This is a genomic window from Plantibacter sp. CFBP 8798 (genome assembly GCF_014841195.1).
Taxonomy (GTDB): domain Bacteria; phylum Actinomycetota; class Actinomycetes; order Actinomycetales; family Microbacteriaceae; genus Plantibacter; species Plantibacter auratus.
The window spans coordinates 1-14,752 of record NZ_JACYTS010000004.1; the positions used below are offsets into that span (position 1 = coordinate 1).

At 70.3% G+C, this 14,752-nt stretch carries 13 protein-coding genes; 2 read left to right on the plus strand and 11 right to left on the minus strand.

From position 1 onward, the window contains the following. Nucleotides 1–392 precede the first annotated feature (392 nt). Together IFU30_RS17650 and tyrS are read right to left on the minus strand one after the other, a co-directional pair. A complete protein-coding gene (locus tag IFU30_RS17650) occupies nt 393–2,297 on the minus strand; it encodes an outer membrane protein assembly factor BamB family protein (protein WP_192006503.1) in 1,905 nt (634 codons plus the stop codon). 43 nt (nt 2,298–2,340) lie between these two features. Then, nucleotides 2,341–3,651 carry a tyrosine--tRNA ligase gene (gene tyrS, locus IFU30_RS17655; RefSeq protein ID WP_274500940.1) on the minus strand — a complete coding sequence of 437 codons (1,311 nt, stop codon included), beginning with the start codon at nt 3,649–3,651 and terminating at the stop codon, nt 2,341–2,343. Nucleotides 3,652–3,819: 168 nt separating this feature from the next. Here tyrS and IFU30_RS17660 point away from each other — a divergent pair, with 168 nt between their 5' ends. Next, complete coding sequence (locus IFU30_RS17660; RefSeq protein ID WP_192006507.1) at nt 3,820–4,452, plus strand: DNA-binding protein; 633 nt, start codon at nt 3,820–3,822, stop codon at nt 4,450–4,452. Further along, nucleotides 4,449–5,048 (plus strand): hypothetical protein, encoded by a 600-nt coding sequence (locus IFU30_RS17665; RefSeq protein ID WP_192006509.1) that lies wholly within the window; start codon nt 4,449–4,451, stop codon nt 5,046–5,048. The genes IFU30_RS17660 and IFU30_RS17665 overlap by 4 nt, the downstream gene beginning before the upstream one ends. A 9-nt stretch (nt 5,049–5,057) precedes the next feature. Here IFU30_RS17665 and IFU30_RS17670 read toward each other — a convergent pair whose 3' ends face one another. From IFU30_RS17670 to IFU30_RS17710, 9 genes are all read right to left on the minus strand, one after another. Further along, entirely contained in the window at nt 5,058–5,675 is a 618-nt protein-coding gene (locus IFU30_RS17670; RefSeq protein WP_192006511.1) for a DNA-3-methyladenine glycosylase, read from the minus strand. Between the two features lie 15 nt (nt 5,676–5,690). Then, nucleotides 5,691–7,121: an argininosuccinate lyase gene (argH, locus tag IFU30_RS17675; protein ID WP_192006513.1), complete on the minus strand. Its 1,431-nt coding sequence runs from the start codon at nt 7,119–7,121 to the stop codon at nt 5,691–5,693. A 69-nt stretch (nt 7,122–7,190) separates the two neighbouring features. Beyond that, nucleotides 7,191–8,132 carry an ornithine carbamoyltransferase gene (argF, locus tag IFU30_RS17680; protein WP_192006515.1) on the minus strand — a complete coding sequence of 314 codons (942 nt, stop codon included), beginning with the start codon at nt 8,130–8,132 and terminating at the stop codon, nt 7,191–7,193. A 35-nt stretch (nt 8,133–8,167) separates the two neighbouring features. Then, complete coding sequence (locus tag IFU30_RS17685; protein ID WP_192006517.1) at nt 8,168–9,352, minus strand: acetylornithine transaminase; 1,185 nt, start codon at nt 9,350–9,352, stop codon at nt 8,168–8,170. Continuing rightward, complete coding sequence (gene argB / locus IFU30_RS17690) at nt 9,349–10,254, minus strand: acetylglutamate kinase (RefSeq protein ID WP_079707058.1); 906 nt, start codon at nt 10,252–10,254, stop codon at nt 9,349–9,351. Before argB ends, IFU30_RS17685 begins: the two co-directional genes overlap by 4 nt. 2 nt (nt 10,255–10,256) lie before the next feature. Then, on the minus strand, nt 10,257–11,426 hold the full coding sequence (gene argJ, locus IFU30_RS17695; RefSeq protein WP_192006519.1) for a bifunctional glutamate N-acetyltransferase/amino-acid acetyltransferase ArgJ: 1,170 nt from the start codon (nt 11,424–11,426) through the stop codon (nt 10,257–10,259). Continuing rightward, nucleotides 11,423–12,466 (minus strand): N-acetyl-gamma-glutamyl-phosphate reductase, encoded by a 1,044-nt coding sequence (argC, locus tag IFU30_RS17700; RefSeq protein ID WP_192006521.1) that lies wholly within the window; start codon nt 12,464–12,466, stop codon nt 11,423–11,425. Before argC ends, argJ begins: the two co-directional genes overlap by 4 nt. 201 nt (nt 12,467–12,667) lie before the next feature. After that, a complete protein-coding gene (locus IFU30_RS17705; protein ID WP_192006523.1) occupies nt 12,668–13,357 on the minus strand; it encodes a response regulator in 690 nt (229 codons plus the stop codon). Continuing rightward, nucleotides 13,354–14,637 carry a sensor histidine kinase gene (locus IFU30_RS17710; protein WP_192006525.1) on the minus strand — a complete coding sequence of 428 codons (1,284 nt, stop codon included), beginning with the start codon at nt 14,635–14,637 and terminating at the stop codon, nt 13,354–13,356. The genes IFU30_RS17705 and IFU30_RS17710 overlap by 4 nt, the downstream gene beginning before the upstream one ends. Between the last annotated feature and the right edge of the window lie 115 nt (nt 14,638–14,752).

Consider the following 14,752-nt stretch of genomic DNA (forward strand, 5'->3'; position numbering starts at 1 on the left):
GTGCACGCTGTTGAGTTCTCAAGGATCGGATGCTCCTGCCTTTGGCCATCACGACCGCCCTGCAGGGCAACTTCTCTAACTTACCACTTCTTCGGTTCTTGTCAAGTCGAACCAGGAGCTGATCTGAGTGGACCGGAGTCCGTCTGATCCTCACCGCTTCGATGACCCGAGAGCTGGGAAGTTCCAACCTAGTCTTGAAGTGAGACGATCTCAAGTGTGAGTTTGACTCACGTGGAGATGCTCGGCTTTTGGCTGGGTATCAGTCCCACTTGAGGCCGGGAAGCTCTTCCGCTTCCCGCACCTTTGGGGTGACGAGTGATTACTTTACGCAGACCGCCAGGGGCTGGCAAATCATCGCTGCATCCCGGGCGTGTCGCCCGGATCCACGCGCTTCAGTCCCGATCAGCGTCACCGATGCCGAGGACGGCCGCTGAGCCGGAACCGGCCGCGACGGCCGTCGCGACGGCGAGTGGGCTCCCGCCCCAGGCGGTGAACGAGTACTCGTCTCCGGCGGAGTCGACCGACCAACTGCGCTCGCCCGTGGTCGCGTCGATCCCGACGAGCGTGCCGTCGAGCGTAAGCAGGAGGGTCCGATCGCTGTATCCGACGAGGCTGCCCTCGGCGTCCTGCTCCTGGTATCGGATCTCACCATCGCGAGCGCCGACCCCGGTGTATCCGCCTTCGCCGTCACCGAGCATGATCGTGTCGCCCACGGTGTAGGCGCCGTCCCAGGTGCTCGTCAGTCCGCTGCGCCACTCGACCTCGCCGGATCGCGGGTCGAGGCGACGGACCCGCTCCCCCGACTGATCGGCGACGACCAACAGCCCGCTCGCGTCGAGCACCACCGGCAGCGCCCCGGTCGCCTTCCAGCGCTCGGCGCCGGTGCGGTCGTCCACCCCGCGGATCGTGGTGTCGTTGCCGGAGTAGTCGATCGCGACGAGATCGCCGCCCACCTGCTGGTAGTACCAGGAGAGGTCGCCCTGCCAGTCGATGGTCGATCCGTCGTCGAGCGAGTAGACCGCACCGTCGTAGAAGAGCTTGTCGCCCGCGGTGGTCGCCCGCTCGCCGGCGTCACCGCTGACCTCCCAGACCGGGTCGGTCAGGTCCGTCGACCGGTAGCGGCCGACCGTCCCGGTGCCGTCGGCCGTGGTCGACGAGATGAGCAGGTCACCCTCGAGACCCGGGACGAACGCCGCCGGCGCGGCGAAGTCGGCGAAGCCGATCCCCTCGACACTCGAGTGCTCTTGCGAGGTGGACACCACGTGCCCGTCGCGACGGCTCACGGCCACCATGAGGTCGCCCTGACTCAGCACGATCGCGGCCGCATCGGGTGGGGAGACGACCACCGGTGCGTCGAAGCGGTCGAACTCCGGAGAGAGCTCGGTGACGCGACGGTCCCAGAGGGTGTGGCCGTTCGCCGTGTTCACCAGGGAGACCACCGTCTCGCCCGGAGCGTCGTCGAGGGCCGTCTGATCCAGTGGCCGGTCGGTCGACCACACGAGCAGCGCAGTGTTGGGGCTCGCGGTGTACCCGTTGAGGTAGAGCTCGTCGCCCGCGGCCACCTCGTCGTCCAGCGGATGCGCGAGTTCCCATGTTCCGACGGTCGGCTTCGTCGGGAGGTCGCGGAGGAGCGCGAGCCCCTCGACGCGGTGGGGAACGGCCGCGACCACGATGAGCACGACCGCGACGATCGCAGCGACCACGGCGAGTGCGAGTCCGCCGAGGAGGAACCATCGTCGGCGCGAGGGGGTCCGCTTGGCCGTGGTGGGCAACGAATCAGGGTGCCAGAGGGCGCGGGGCGCGGTCGCGGTCTGTTCCCCCGGTGCCTCCCCCGCGGCGCTTGCCGAAGCCGGCCCGGCCGCAACGGCTGTCGCCGCATGCAGAGCCGACGCCGGGGCCGGGTTGGTGGACTCAGCATCTGGAACCGGTGTCGGCACGGCGATCGCCGGGATCGACGTCGCGGTATTGGCGGGCGTGGGCTCAGTGGTGTCGACGTCCGGCGACGGCAGCCGATCGGCTTCACCCGCGGGGGCATCGGTCTCGACGTGGGGTGCATCGGTCTCGACGAGGTCGCCGTCGTCGGCCGGCGTGGGCCGGTCGTCCGTCGACTCCGACTCGGGCTCGTCCGCCGATTCGTCCACCGGCTCCGGCTCTGCCGCCTCGGCCTCGGCCAGGGTCTCCACCGTCGACAGCTCGCCCGTGCGCAGCGGCAGCATGGCCCCACAACTCGGGCACACACCGTCGCGACGGTCGACGATCTCGGTCCCGCACGCCTCGCAGAGCTGCACTCGGAGCATCCCCTTCAGGTTCGGTGACGACGGCGATGCCGTCGTCGGCGGATCAGGCGGGCGCTCCGTCGAGGAACAACCCGGCGAGAGTGCGCTTGCCGCGGCGCAGCACGGCCACCCCGCCCGTGAGGAACCGGTCGTCCAGGGTCGCGTCGACGTCGTCGATCTTGCGGTTGTTCACCGAGACGCCTCCCTGGGCGACCGCGCGTCGAGCCTCACCGAGGCTCGAGCACAGCTCCGTGTCGACGAGCGCCTGGATGACGAGCGTCTCCGCGGCCACCCGCGCGTTCGGCAGCTCCGTGACGGCCGACCGCAGCGTGTCCGCGTCGAGTGCGTCCAGATCGCCCTGACCGAAGAGCGCGGCCGACGCGGCGATGGCCGCATCCGTCGCGGCGACGCCGTGGACGAGCGCGGTGACGGCGTAGGCGAGGGTCTTCTGTGCCTCCCGCTTGAACGGTTCCGCCTCGGTCGCAGCCGCCAGTCGCTCGATCTCCACCCGATCGAGGAACGTGAACACCTTCAGCCGGGCGATGACGTCCGCATCGTCGGTGTTGACCCAGAACTGGTAGAACGCGTACGGGCTCGTCATGCTCGGGTCGAGCCAGACCGCGTTGCCTTCGCTCTTCCCGAACTTCGTGCCGTCCGAGTTCGTGATCAGCGGAGTCCCGATCGCGTGGACGGTCGCCCGCTCGACCCGGTGGATGAGGTCGGTGCCGCTCGTGAGGTTTCCCCACTGGTCGCTCCCGCCGGTCTGCAGGACGCAGCCGTATTCGCGGTACAGCTCGAGGTAGTCCATCCCCTGGAGGATCTGGTAACTGAACTCGGTGTAGCTGATCCCCGCCTCCGAGTTGAGGCGGGCGCTGACCGCGTCCTTCTTCAGCATCGTGCCGACGCGGTAGTGCTTGCCGATCTCCCGCAGGAAGTCGATCGCGGAGAGCGGCGCGGTCCAATCGAGGTTGTTGACCATGCGCGCGGCGTTGTCGCCCTCGAAACTGAGGAAGCGTTCGATCTGCGCGCGGAGCGACTGCACCCACTCGGCGACGGTGTCCGGCGTGTTCAGCGTGCGCTCGGCGGTCGGTCGTGGGTCGCCGATGAGGCCGGTCGAACCGCCGACGAGCCCGAGCGGGCGGTGTCCGGCCAGCTGCAGCCGACGCATGACGAGCAGCTGGACCAGGTTGCCCAGGTGGAGGCTCGCAGCCGTCGGGTCGAACCCGCAGTAGTAGGTGATCGGCGCTCCACCGAGCAGACGCTTCAGCTCCTGCTGATCCGTCGACACGTGGACGAGCCCGCGCCAGACGAGTTCGTCCCAGACGTCCTCGAAGGTCGGATCGTTGCGCTGGTCAGGAAGAGCGAGGTTCGACACGCTTGCAAGGCTATCAGCGCGGCATCGGCTGCCGGATCGGGCGCATCGGCACCGGCGCGATCGCGGCGACCGTGACATGCAGGAATTCCTCTCATTCGTCAGAGTTGTGGAAAAACCTGCACGTTGCGACTAGGGTGATCGAGCCGACCCACCGCCGAGAGGAGAGCCGTGTACGTCCTGACCGTCGATCAGATCGCGAGCCGGACCGGCCCTGATCGCGCCGCCGGAGTCATCGAGTCGATCAACGACCGGTTCTCGGAGAGCCTGCTCCTCCAGGCCGAACGCACGGCGGGCGACGAGTTCCAGCTCGCCACCGAGGACGCCGAGGTCGCGCTCGCCATCGCCCTCGACCTCCTCCGGGATCGCGGCTGGAGCGTGGGCATCGGACAAGGCGACGTCCGGCGTCCGCTCCCCGATTCAACCCGAGCCGCGACCGGTCAGGCCTTCTACGCCGCCCGGGAGGCCGTCACGCGGGCCAAGCGGGCGCCCTTCCGGTTCGCGCTCCAGGCGGCCGACCAGCAGGGCGGCGCCGACGTCGAAGCGCTCATCGTGCTCCTCCTCCACCTCCGCGACCGGAGGACCGCCGGCGGATGGGAGGTCGCCGACCTGCTCACGGCCGGCGTGACCCAGTCCGAGGCCGCGGCACGACTCGGCATCACCGAGAGTTCGGTCAGTCGCCGGGTCGCGGCCGCCGGAGTCCGAGCCGAAGCCGCGGCGACCACCGCGCTCATCCGCCTCCTGGCGAAGCTCGACCAGGACGCCTCCGTGCACCACCCCGACGACCGAAAGGACGAGCGATGAACCTCGTCACGCTCACGCCCATCACCTGGCCGACCGTCATCGGCCTCCTCGGAAGCGCGCTCGTCTTCCTCCTGCTGGCCCGGGTGCTGAGCGCGCGTCTCGCGGATCGTCTCATGGTCGCGGCGGCTGCCCTCATGGTGATCGGGGCCCTCCTGGTCGCGCTCGTCCCCTCGGTTCCACCGACCGGTCCGGCACTCGTGATCCTCGGCGTCTTCGTCCTCGCCGTCGCGGTCGCCGGCGGTGGTCCGGTCGCCTCCTTCGTCCTCGCCCTCGCGACGAAGGGCAGCGTCGCCCCCGGGATCCACGGCGGCATCCTCGTGGAGCACCGGAACCCGAGCGCGTCACAGGTGGTCGGACGTCCCATCGAGGTGCTGCGCGGCGGCACCGCCATCGGGATCCTCGAACGGCTCGCCCTCGTCGCCGCGTTGTTCTCCGGCTATCCGGAGGCGATCGCGGTCATCGTCGCGGTGAAGGGTGTCGGACGCTTCACCGAACTCGACTCGGCCGAGGCGCGCGAGCGGTTCATCATCGGCTCGCTCGCCAGCCTCCTCTGGGCTGCCGGGGTGGCGTCGATCCTGCTGCTCGCACGAGGCTGAGTCGGCGGGTCAGTCCACGGCCCTGGGCGAACGGCGGTAGGGCGAGACGGTCGTCTCCCCGGGGAGCACGAACCGCCACGGGTAGGCGGCTCCCCCACCGACCCCGCTGACGCCCGTCCGCGGACCGGTCGCCGAGGCGAGCGGGCGCTCGGGCAGGAGCAGGTCGAAGGGCGGCTCGGCGAGGTCGTCACCCGACTGGTCGAGCGCGATCCCGAGCGCCACGGTGAGCCGCGCCGGTCCTCTGGCCAGGTCGCGATCCGGCACCCGTTCACCGCGTCGCATCCGCGCGAGCTCCAGGCCCGCGACGACCTCGCCGGCGCGCAGGAGGACGGCCGACGCCGTGCCGACCGGTGAGCACACGACGTTGATGCAGACGTGCATGCCGTAGCTGAAGTACGCGTACAGATGACCGGGCGGACCGAACATCGGACTCGTGCGCGGCGTCGGACCGCGGTGCGCGTGGGATCCGGGATCCTCGCCGACCCCGAGATAGGCCTCGACCTCGGTGAGGCGGACCGACACGGTGCCCTCGGGCGTCGTGTGGGACAGCACCGCTCCGAGCAGCGCGGGCGCGACCTCGAGGGCCGATCTCGAGGTCAGCGCCCGCAGCGGACCGGCCGTCGTCATCGGACCCCGCCCCGTCTAGAGCGAGAGGGCCTGCGACAGCGCGCCCACCCGCCCGACGAGCGTCACGAGCTGGTCCTGGACCCGCTCCGGCGCCGTCCCGCCGGCGCCGAGTCGGCTGCCGATCGAGCCGTCGACGGTCAGGACGCTTCGCACAGCCGGCGTGAGGTGCTCCGAGACACCCGCCAGGGCGGCGTCGTCCGGTTCGTCGAGGGCCAGCCCGCGCTCCTCGCAGTACCGCACGAGCTCGCCGCTGATCTCGTGGGCGTCACGGAAGGCCACACCCTGCTTGACGAGCCACTCGGCGACATCTGTCGCGAGGGAGAACCCCTCCGGTGCGAGCTCACGCAGCCGTGCCGTGTCGAAGCGGAGCGTCGCCACCATCCCGGTGAACGCCGGCAGCAACACCTCGAGCTGGTTCACGGAGTCGAACACCGGCTCCTTGTCCTCCTGCAGGTCGCGGTTGTACGCGAGCGGCAGCGCCTTCAGCGTCGCCAACAACCCGGTCAGGTTCCCGATGAGTCGCCCGGACTTCCCGCGGGCGAGTTCGGCGATGTCGGGGTTCTTCTTCTGCGGCATGATGCTCGAGCCGGTCGAGTAGGCGTCGTCGAGGGTCACGAACCCGAACTCGCGGGTGTTCCAGACGATGATCTCCTCGGCGAACCGGGACAGGTTGATCCCGATCAGCGAGGTGATGAACGCGAACTCGGCGACGACGTCGCGGCTGGCGGTCGCGTCGATCGAGTTCTCGGTCGGCCGGTCGAGCCCCAGCTCGTGCGCGACGAGCACCGGGTCGAGCCCGAGGGAACTGCCGGCGAGCGCTCCGGAACCGTACGGCGAGGCGCTCGCCCGGGCGAGCCAGTCGCGGAGCCGTTCCAGGTCGCGGGTGAGCGGCCAGGCGTGCGCGAGCAGCTGGTGGGCGAGCAGCACCGGCTGGGCGTGCTGCAGGTGCGTGCGGCCGGGCATCACCGCGTCGGGGTGTGCTTCGGCCTGGGAGACGATCGCGTCGATCAGGTGGATGGCGTCGCGGGCGATCACCCGTCCGTGATCGATGAGGTAGAGCCGCACGAGCGTCGCGATCTGGTCGTTCCGGCTCCGTCCGGCGCGCAGCTTCCCACCGAGTTCCTTGCCGGCCCGTTCGACGAGCCCGCGTTCCAGCGCCGAGTGGACATCCTCATCGCTCTCCGCCGCGACGAACGTCCCGTCGGCCACGTCGGCGTCCAGGACGTCGAGGGCGGCGAGCATTCCGCGAAGCTCGTCCTCGTCGAGGTACCCCGCCGACGCGAGCGCTTTGGCGTGGGCACGCGAGCCCGCGATGTCGTATGCGGCGAGGACCCAGTCGAACTGTGTGGACTTGCTCAGACGGGCGAGTTCCGGCGACGGTCCACTCGCGAAGCGTCCACCCCAGAGGGCCCCGGATTCGCCTGCTCGGTTCTGCTGATCTGCCACGATGGGCCTCCTGTACTGCTGGCGTCCGGAGTGCTCCGGACTGGTCGGTCGGCCGCAGCCGGGGAAGGGTCAGGCCGCGGAGCCGGCGTGCTGCTGCTCGAGCAGCCACACGAGCAGGGCCTTCTGCGCGTGGAGGCGGTTCTCCGCCTCGTCCCAGATGATGCTCTGCGCCCCGTCGATGACCTCGGCCTCGACCTCGAAGCCGCGATCGGCGGGCAGGCAGTGCATGAAGACGGCGTCGGACGCCGCGAGCCCCATGAGCCTGCGGTCGACCCGGTAGCCGCCGAAGATGGCGACGCGTTGCGCCTTCTCGTCCTCCTTGCCCATCGACACCCAGGTGTCGGTGATCATCACGTCGGCATCCGCCGCCGCCGCGTCGGGGTCGGTGGTCACGAGCACGGAGCCGCCCGTCGTCGCGGCGATGCGCTCCGCGTCGGCGACGACGTCCGCAGCCGGGGCGAACTCGGCCGGGGCGGCGATGCGGACGTGCATCCCCGCCGTCGCGCCGGCCAACAGGTAGGAGTGGGCCATGTTGCTGGCTCCGTCGCCGAAGAACGACATCGTCAGACCGGCGAGTTCGCCCTTGTGCTCGCGGATCGTGAGGAGGTCGGCGAGGAGCTGGCACGGGTGGAAGTCGTCGGACAGCGCGTTGACGACGGGCACGGTCGTCCCGGCCGAGATCTCCTCGAGACCGGACTGGGCGTAGGTCCGCCAGACGATCGCCGCGACCTGACGTTCGAGGACCCGAGCGGTGTCTGCGGCCGTCTCCTTGCCACCGAGCTGGCTGTTGGCCGTCGAGATGATGAGCGGTGATCCGCCGAGGTCGGCGATCCCCACGGCGAAGGAGACGCGTGTCCGCGTCGAGGACTTGTCGAAGATGACCGCGACGGTCTGCGGGCCATCGAGCGGCTTCCGCGACCAGCGGTCGCGCTTCAGCTCGGTGGCGAGGTCGAGGATCTCGGCCTGCTCGGCCGGGCTGAGGTCGTCGTCGCGGAGGAAGTGACGGGTCATGGCTGGTGGTCCTGTTCGTGTGGGTCGATGGCCGGTCAGGCCTGGACGGCGTCGAGCGCCGCGCGGAAGAGGGAGGCGAACTCGTCGATCTCGGCGTCGCCGATGATGAGCGGCGGCGCGATCCGGATGCTCGTCGCGTTCGGGGCGTTGATGATGAGCCCACGGTCGAACGCAGCAGCAGACAGCTCGGCCGCCACCGGGGCGCTCAAGCCGATGCCGATGAGCAGCCCGTGTCCGCGGACCTCCTCGACGAGCGGGGAACCGATGGCGGTGATGACGGCCCGCAACTGCTCACCGCGCGCGGCGGCGTTCTGCACGAGACCGGCGTGCTCGATCTCCTCGAGCACCGCGTTCGCCGTCGCGGTCGCGAGCGGGTTGCCACCGAAGGTGCTGCCGTGCTGGCCGGGTCCGAACAGCTCAGAGGCGGCGCCGAAGGTGACGAGGGCGCCGATCGGCATGCCACCGCCGATCCCCTTGGCGACGGTGATCGCGTCCGGGACGATGCCGTCCCGCTGGAACGCGAACCACTCCCCCGTCCGACCGGCCCCGGTCTGGATCTCGTCGATGATGAGCAGCACGCCGTGTGCCTCGGTGAGTGCCCTGGCACGGGCGAGGTAGCCCTCCGGCAGGTCGATGACGCCGGCTTCGCCCTTGATCGGTTCGAGGATCAGCGCGGCGACCCGGTCGTCGATCGCCGCCTCGAGTGCCTCGATCGTGGTCGGGATGTGCTCGACGCCGCCCGGGAGCGGGTGGAACCCCTCCTGCAGGGCAGGCTTGCCGGTCAGGGCGAGCGCGCCGAAGGTCCGCCCGTGGAAGGAGTTCTCCAGGGTGAGGACCCGCGTCCGCGATCCGTCGCCGTGGTTGAGTCGGGCGAGCTTGAACGCCGCCTCGTTCGCCTCGGCACCGGAGTTCGCGAAGTACACCCGACCGCCCTCGTCCGCTCCGGCGAGACGCTTGAGTCGGGCCGCGAGCTCGAGCTGCGGCGGACTCGAGAAGTAGTTGGAGACGTGCGCCAGCGTGCTCGCCTGTCGCGTGATCGCACCGACGAACGCCGGATGCGCATGTCCCAGTGCGTTCACCGCGATGCCCGCGAGGAAGTCGAGGTAGCGGTTGCCCTCGGCGTCCCAGACATGGCATCCCTCACCGCGCGTCAGCATGGCGATCGGCGTGTTGAACGTGCGCATCATGTCGCGGTCGACGCGGCTCTTCCAGTCGCTCATGAGTCCTCCGGGACGACCTCGGTGCCGGAGCCGTTCTGGGTGAACACCTCGAGCAGGATGGAGTGGGGTACGCGGCCGTCGATGATGGCGGCCTTGGCGACCCCGCCGTCGACGGCGTCGAGGCAGGCGGTCATCTTCGGGATCATGCCCGATTCGAGCGTGGGCAGCATGGCTCGGAGCTCACTCGTCGTGATCTGCGAGACGAGCGAGTCGCGGTTGGGCCAGTCGCTGTACAGCCCGGCGACATCGGTCAGGATGACGAGCTTCGCGGCACCGAGTGCCACGGCGAGCGCCGCGGCGGCCGCATCGGCGTTCACGTTGAGCGTCTGGCCGGGCTGGTCGAGGTCGGGGGCGATCGAGGAGACCACCGGGATGTTGCCGGCGTCGAGGTAGGCCTGCACCGAGGTGGGGTCGACGCTGACGACGTCGCCGACGAGCCCGATGTCCACGGTCTCGCCGTCGACGACGATCGAGCGACGACGCCCGCCGAACAGGCCCGCGTCCTCGCCGGACAGTCCTGCGGCGAGCGGGCCGTGTTCGTTGATCCGCCCCACGAGCTCGGGGTTGACCTGACCGGTGAGGACCATCCGGACGACCTCCATGGCCTCGGGCGTCGTGACCCGGTACCCGCCGCGGAACTCGCTGTGGATGTCGAGCCGCTCGAGCATCGCGGAGATCTGCGGGCCACCACCGTGCACGACGACGGGCTTCAGCCCCGCGTAGCGCAGATAGACCATGTCCTCGGCGAACGCCTGCGCGAGCTCGTCGCTCACCATCGCGTTGCCGCCGAACTTGACGACGATCGTCTGGTCGCGGAAGGTCTTCAGCCAGGGAAGCGACTCGATGAGGGTGGCGGCCTTGATCGCCGCCTCCTCGGGAGAGTTGTCTCGATACTGGGTCATCATCAGCTCGCGTACGCGCTGTTCTCGTGCACGTAGTCGTGCGTGAGGTCGTTCGTCCAGATGGTGGCTCCCGTGTCACCGGCGTGGAGGTCGATGAGCACGTGCACGGCGCGCGGCGACAGGTCGACGAGGTCGCGCGACTGATCCGGCTCGCCGGCCGTGCACACCTGGACGCCGTTCATGGCCACGTCGATCCCGTACGGGTCGAACTCGGCACCCGTGGTCCCGACGGCCGCGAGCACCCGGCCCCAGTTCGGGTCGTTGCCGAAGATGGCCGCCTTGAAGAGGTTGCTGCGGGAGACCGCGCGGGCGACCTCGACCGCGTCGTCCTCGGACACCGCGCCGACGACCTCGATCGCGACGTCGTGGGCCGCACCCTCGGCATCGGCCTGCAACTGCAGGGTGAGGTCGCGACAGACCTCCGTCAGCGCCTCGGTGAAGGCGGACAGCTCCGGGGTGACGCCGCTCGACCCGGACGCGAGGAGCGACACCGTGTCGTTGGTGGACATGCAGCCGTCGGAGTCGAGGCGGTCGAAGGTGACACGGGTCGCGCTGCGGAGCGCCTGGTCGAGCTGGGCCGGCTCGAGCACGGCGTCGGTCGTGATGACGACGAGCATCGTCGCGAGCCCGGGCGCGAGCATGCCCGCACCCTTCGCCATGCCGCCGACGGTCCATCCGTCCGCGCTCCGCGCGGCCTGCTTCGGCTTCGTGTCGGTCGTCATGATCGCGGTCGCCGCGGCGAGGCCGGCCGCTTCGCTCGCACCGTCCTCGTCGGCGACCGCGCGGGTGGCGTCCCAGACGCCCGCGGTCAGCTTGTCGAGGTCGAGCTGTTCGCCGATGAGCCCCGTGGAGCAGACGAGGACGTCGCCGGCCGAGATCGCGAGTCGCTCCGCGACGGCCTCCGCGGTCGCGTGCGTCGTCTGGAAACCGCGCGTCCCCGTGTAGCAGTTCGCGCCGCCGGAGTTCAGGACGATCGCCGAGACGATGCCGTCCTGCATGACCTGCTCGCTCCAGAGGATCGGGTTGGCCTTGCACCGGTTGCTGGTGAACACCGTCGCCGCATGCTGCAACGGACCGACGTTCTGGACGACCGCGAGGTCGAGGCCCCCGGAGGTCTTGAGGCCGCAGGCGACGCCCGCCGCGAGGAACCCTGCTGCTGCTGTCACACTCACGGTGCCACTCCATTCACACTCAAGCCGGTCGTCTCGGGGAGCCCGAGCGCGATGTTCGCCGATTGGATCGCCGCGCCGGCGGTCCCCTTCACGAGGTTGTCGACGGCGGTCACGACGACGACCCGTCCCACCGTCTCGTCGACGGCGAGTCCGATCAGCGCAGTGTTGGCGCCGAGGACGTCGGCCGTCCGGGGGAACGAGCCCTCTGGCAGCACCTGGACGAACGGCTCGTCGGCGTAGGCCGTCTCCCAGGCCTCGCGGACCGCTGCCGCCGTGGTGCCCGGGACGATGCGTGCCGTCGAGGTGGCCAGGATGCCGCGCGACATCGGGACGATGACCGGGGTGAACGAGATGGAAGCGCGATCGGCACCGGCCGCCCGGAGGCTCTGCGTGATCTCGGGGATGTGCCGGTGGGTACCGCCGACGGCGTACGGATTGGCCGTGCCGAGCACCTCGCTCGCGAGCAGGTTGACCTTCAGGCTCTTCCCCGCGCCGGACGGCCCGACGGCGAGCACGGAGACGAGGTCGAGCGGCTCGATCACCCCCGCGGCGATGCCGGGCGCGAGGGACAGGGCGACGGTGCTCGCGTTGCATCCAGGAGCGGCGATCCGCTTGGTGCCCACGAGAGCGTCGCGCCCCCGACCGGTGGACGTCTGGAGCTCCGGCACACCGTAGGCCCAGGCGCCGAAGTAGTCGCCGCCGTAGAAGGCGTCCCAGTCGGCTTCGTCGACGAGCCGGTGGTCGGCTCCGCAGTCGACGACGAGCGTCTCCGGTGCAAGCGATGCCGTGACCTCTCCCGACTTGCCGTGCGGCAGGGCGAGGAAGACGACGTCGTGTCCCGCGAGCACCTCCGGCGTCGTCGCCTCGAGGACGAGATGCCGGAGTGATCGGAGGTGTGGCTGGTGGTCGACGAGCGGTTGACCGGCGTTCGCGTGCGCGGTCACCGTCCGGACGTCGAAGTCGGGGTGGTCGGCGAGCAGCCGAAGCAGCTCGCCTCCTGCGTAGCCGGATGCTCCGGCCACCGCTACAGAGAAGGACATGGCTCTACCTTATTGAGTGGACGCTCGAGGGGCGGAGGCGGCGACTCCTGGACGACTGCACGGTCACCTGGACCGTGCGAGCACCGGGGTCGCCTATCGTCGCTCTGCGGTAGCGCGTGCGGACACGGGACGGCGGAGGGCGCGGAGCGTGATCGCCCGCGAAGAACCCTGTGCCTGGAAACGTGCCATGTCGAGAGCGTACTACGACGACGAGGATGCCGACGAATCCGCGCCCGGCGCAGCCCGCTCCGCGATGAGCGCGGCCTGGACCCGCGACCGTGCGTCGAGCTTCACGAGGATCCGGGACACGTGCGTGCGGGCCGTCGCCTCGGACAGCCCGAGCGCGGTCGCGATCCCCGCGTTGCTCAGCCCCTCGCGCAACTGCTCGAGGACCTCACGCTCCCGCGGTGTCAGTGTGGCCAGACCGGGGTGCGGCAGCGCCGGCTCCGGCACGACCGGAGGTCTGGCCGCGGCGAGACGTTCGAGGACTCGGCGGGTCACCTCAGGGGCGAGCACCGCCTCGCCCGCATGCACTCGTCGGATCGCGTCGACGAGGCCGGCAGCGGAGACCGTCTTCACCAGGAAGGCGTTCGCCCCGGCCGCCAGCGCCTCGTCGACGTACCGGTCGAGCGCGAAGGTCGTGAGCATGATGATGCTCGGCGGCGGGGTGGCCGCAGCGAGGATGGCCGGGATCGCGTCGATCCCGGACGCACGCGGCATCTGGACGTCGAGCAACACGACGTCCGGTCGGTGTCGCACGGCTTGCGCGACGACGGCCTCCCCGTCCGCCGCCTCGGCGACGACCAGGATGTCGTCCGGCTCGTCGAGCAGCGCTCCCAGACCCGCTCTGACGGCGGCATGGTCGTCCGCGATGAGGACCGTGATGGTCATGACGCCCCTCCTGCGGTGACGACCGCGGGGGTGATCGGTGACACGGGGCTCGGCACGGTGAGCGCCGTCCGCCAGTCCGGACCGTCCGGCCCCGCGACGAGGTCGCCTCCGATCAGACGTGCCCGCTCGGCCAGGCCGACGAGGCCGACCCCACCGGACCCGGCGAGCACCGAAGAGGAGGTCGCCGTCGGCAGCGGGTTGCTGAGCGTGACGGACAGGGCACCGGGCGGGAGCGAGACCTCGACCCGGACGGAGGCACCCGGTGCGTGCTTCGCGGTGTTCGTCAGGCCTTCGACGAGCGTGCGGAGCCCGACGATCGAGGTCTGCGCGGGGACCTCGGCGAGCGCCGCGTCGTCCGGTGCCAGTACCTCCACCTCCAGTCCGTTGGCACGGGCGACCTCGACCGCGCGGCGGACCGACTCGGCCGTGAGTCGGTCTGGTGCCTGGGTCGGGTCGTCGGCCGACTGGTCACCGCGGAGCACGTCGATCATGGTGCGCATGTCGGCGAGCGCGTCGAGACTGCTCGTCCGGACGAGTACGAGGCTGCGCCGCAGCGCCACCGGGTCGGTGCCGTCGCGTCGTTCCAGGGCCGCCGCCGACTGCATCGCGATCGCCGAGAGGTGACCGGCGATGACGTCGTGCAGCTCCCGACTGAGCTCGAGCCGTTCACGGGTCACGGCGTCCTGCCGGAGCGCAGCCGCCGCCTGGGCGATCGTGTCCGCGCGCTCCCGCTGGCGTTCGGCCTCGAGACGGGGGTACCGGACCATCCTGCCGTACCAGATCGAGCTCGCCAGGATGACCGGGACGATGATGAGCGAGCCGAGGACCACGCCGCGACCGAGCCGGGTGACGGCCTCGACGTCGTCGGTGAACCAGATCACCGCGAAGACACCGACGGACACGACGGCGAGCGCGGTGCAGGCGAACGCGGCGACGTCCATGACCCGGGACCGCGAGTAGAGCGCCGCCGCATAGGCGAGGTCGGACACGACGATGAGCATCCCGAGGCCGCTGCCTCCGGTGGTGAGCGCCTCGGCGAGGGCGATCAGGACGCCGACGGCCAGCGTGGTCAACGGGCGTCGACGGCGGAGCAGGTGCACCGCCAGGATGGCGGCGAGGAAGACGAGGGTGAGGAGGAGCGGCGGTTCCGACACGGTCGTCCCCCAGGGGACATGGATCCCGAGGAGGGCGAACAGGAGTCCCATGGCCGCGCACACCGTGGTGATGACCGGCTCGCGGTGTCGATCCACCCATGCGCGCGGTCCTTCGAGAGCAGCCATACCTCCATCACACCAGCTCGCGCCACGCGGCGCGAGCGCCGGAGGGACGAGCCCGCGTACGCAGTTCCGCTGACCCCGTCGCCGGAGGATCAGCAGCACGGTCGATGTGGCATGG

Excerpts from the sequence above, each read along its gene's own strand:
- argF (WP_192006515.1), bottom strand. The coding sequence starts at position 8,132 with ATGACCCGTCACTTCCTCCGCGACGACGACCTCAGCCCGGCCGAGCAG.
- argC (WP_192006521.1), bottom strand. The coding sequence starts at position 12,466 with ATGTCCTTCTCTGTAGCGGTGGCCGGAGCATCCGGCTACGCAGGAGGC.
- IFU30_RS17710 (WP_192006525.1), bottom strand. The coding sequence starts at position 14,637 with ATGGCTGCTCTCGAAGGACCGCGCGCATGGGTGGATCGACACCGCGAG.
- IFU30_RS17705 (WP_192006523.1), bottom strand. The coding sequence starts at position 13,357 with ATGACCATCACGGTCCTCATCGCGGACGACCATGCCGCCGTCAGAGCG.
- argB (WP_079707058.1), bottom strand. The coding sequence starts at position 10,254 with ATGACCCAGTATCGAGACAACTCTCCCGAGGAGGCGGCGATCAAGGCC.
- IFU30_RS17670 (WP_192006511.1), bottom strand. The coding sequence starts at position 5,675 with ATGACGACGGCCGGTCCGCTGCGGGCGCTGACCTCGAGATCGGCCCTC.
- IFU30_RS17650 (WP_192006503.1), bottom strand. The coding sequence starts at position 2,297 with ATGCTCCGAGTGCAGCTCTGCGAGGCGTGCGGGACCGAGATCGTCGAC.
- IFU30_RS17665 (WP_192006509.1), top strand. The coding sequence starts at position 4,449 with ATGAACCTCGTCACGCTCACGCCCATCACCTGGCCGACCGTCATCGGC.
- IFU30_RS17685 (WP_192006517.1), bottom strand. The coding sequence starts at position 9,352 with ATGAGCGACTGGAAGAGCCGCGTCGACCGCGACATGATGCGCACGTTC.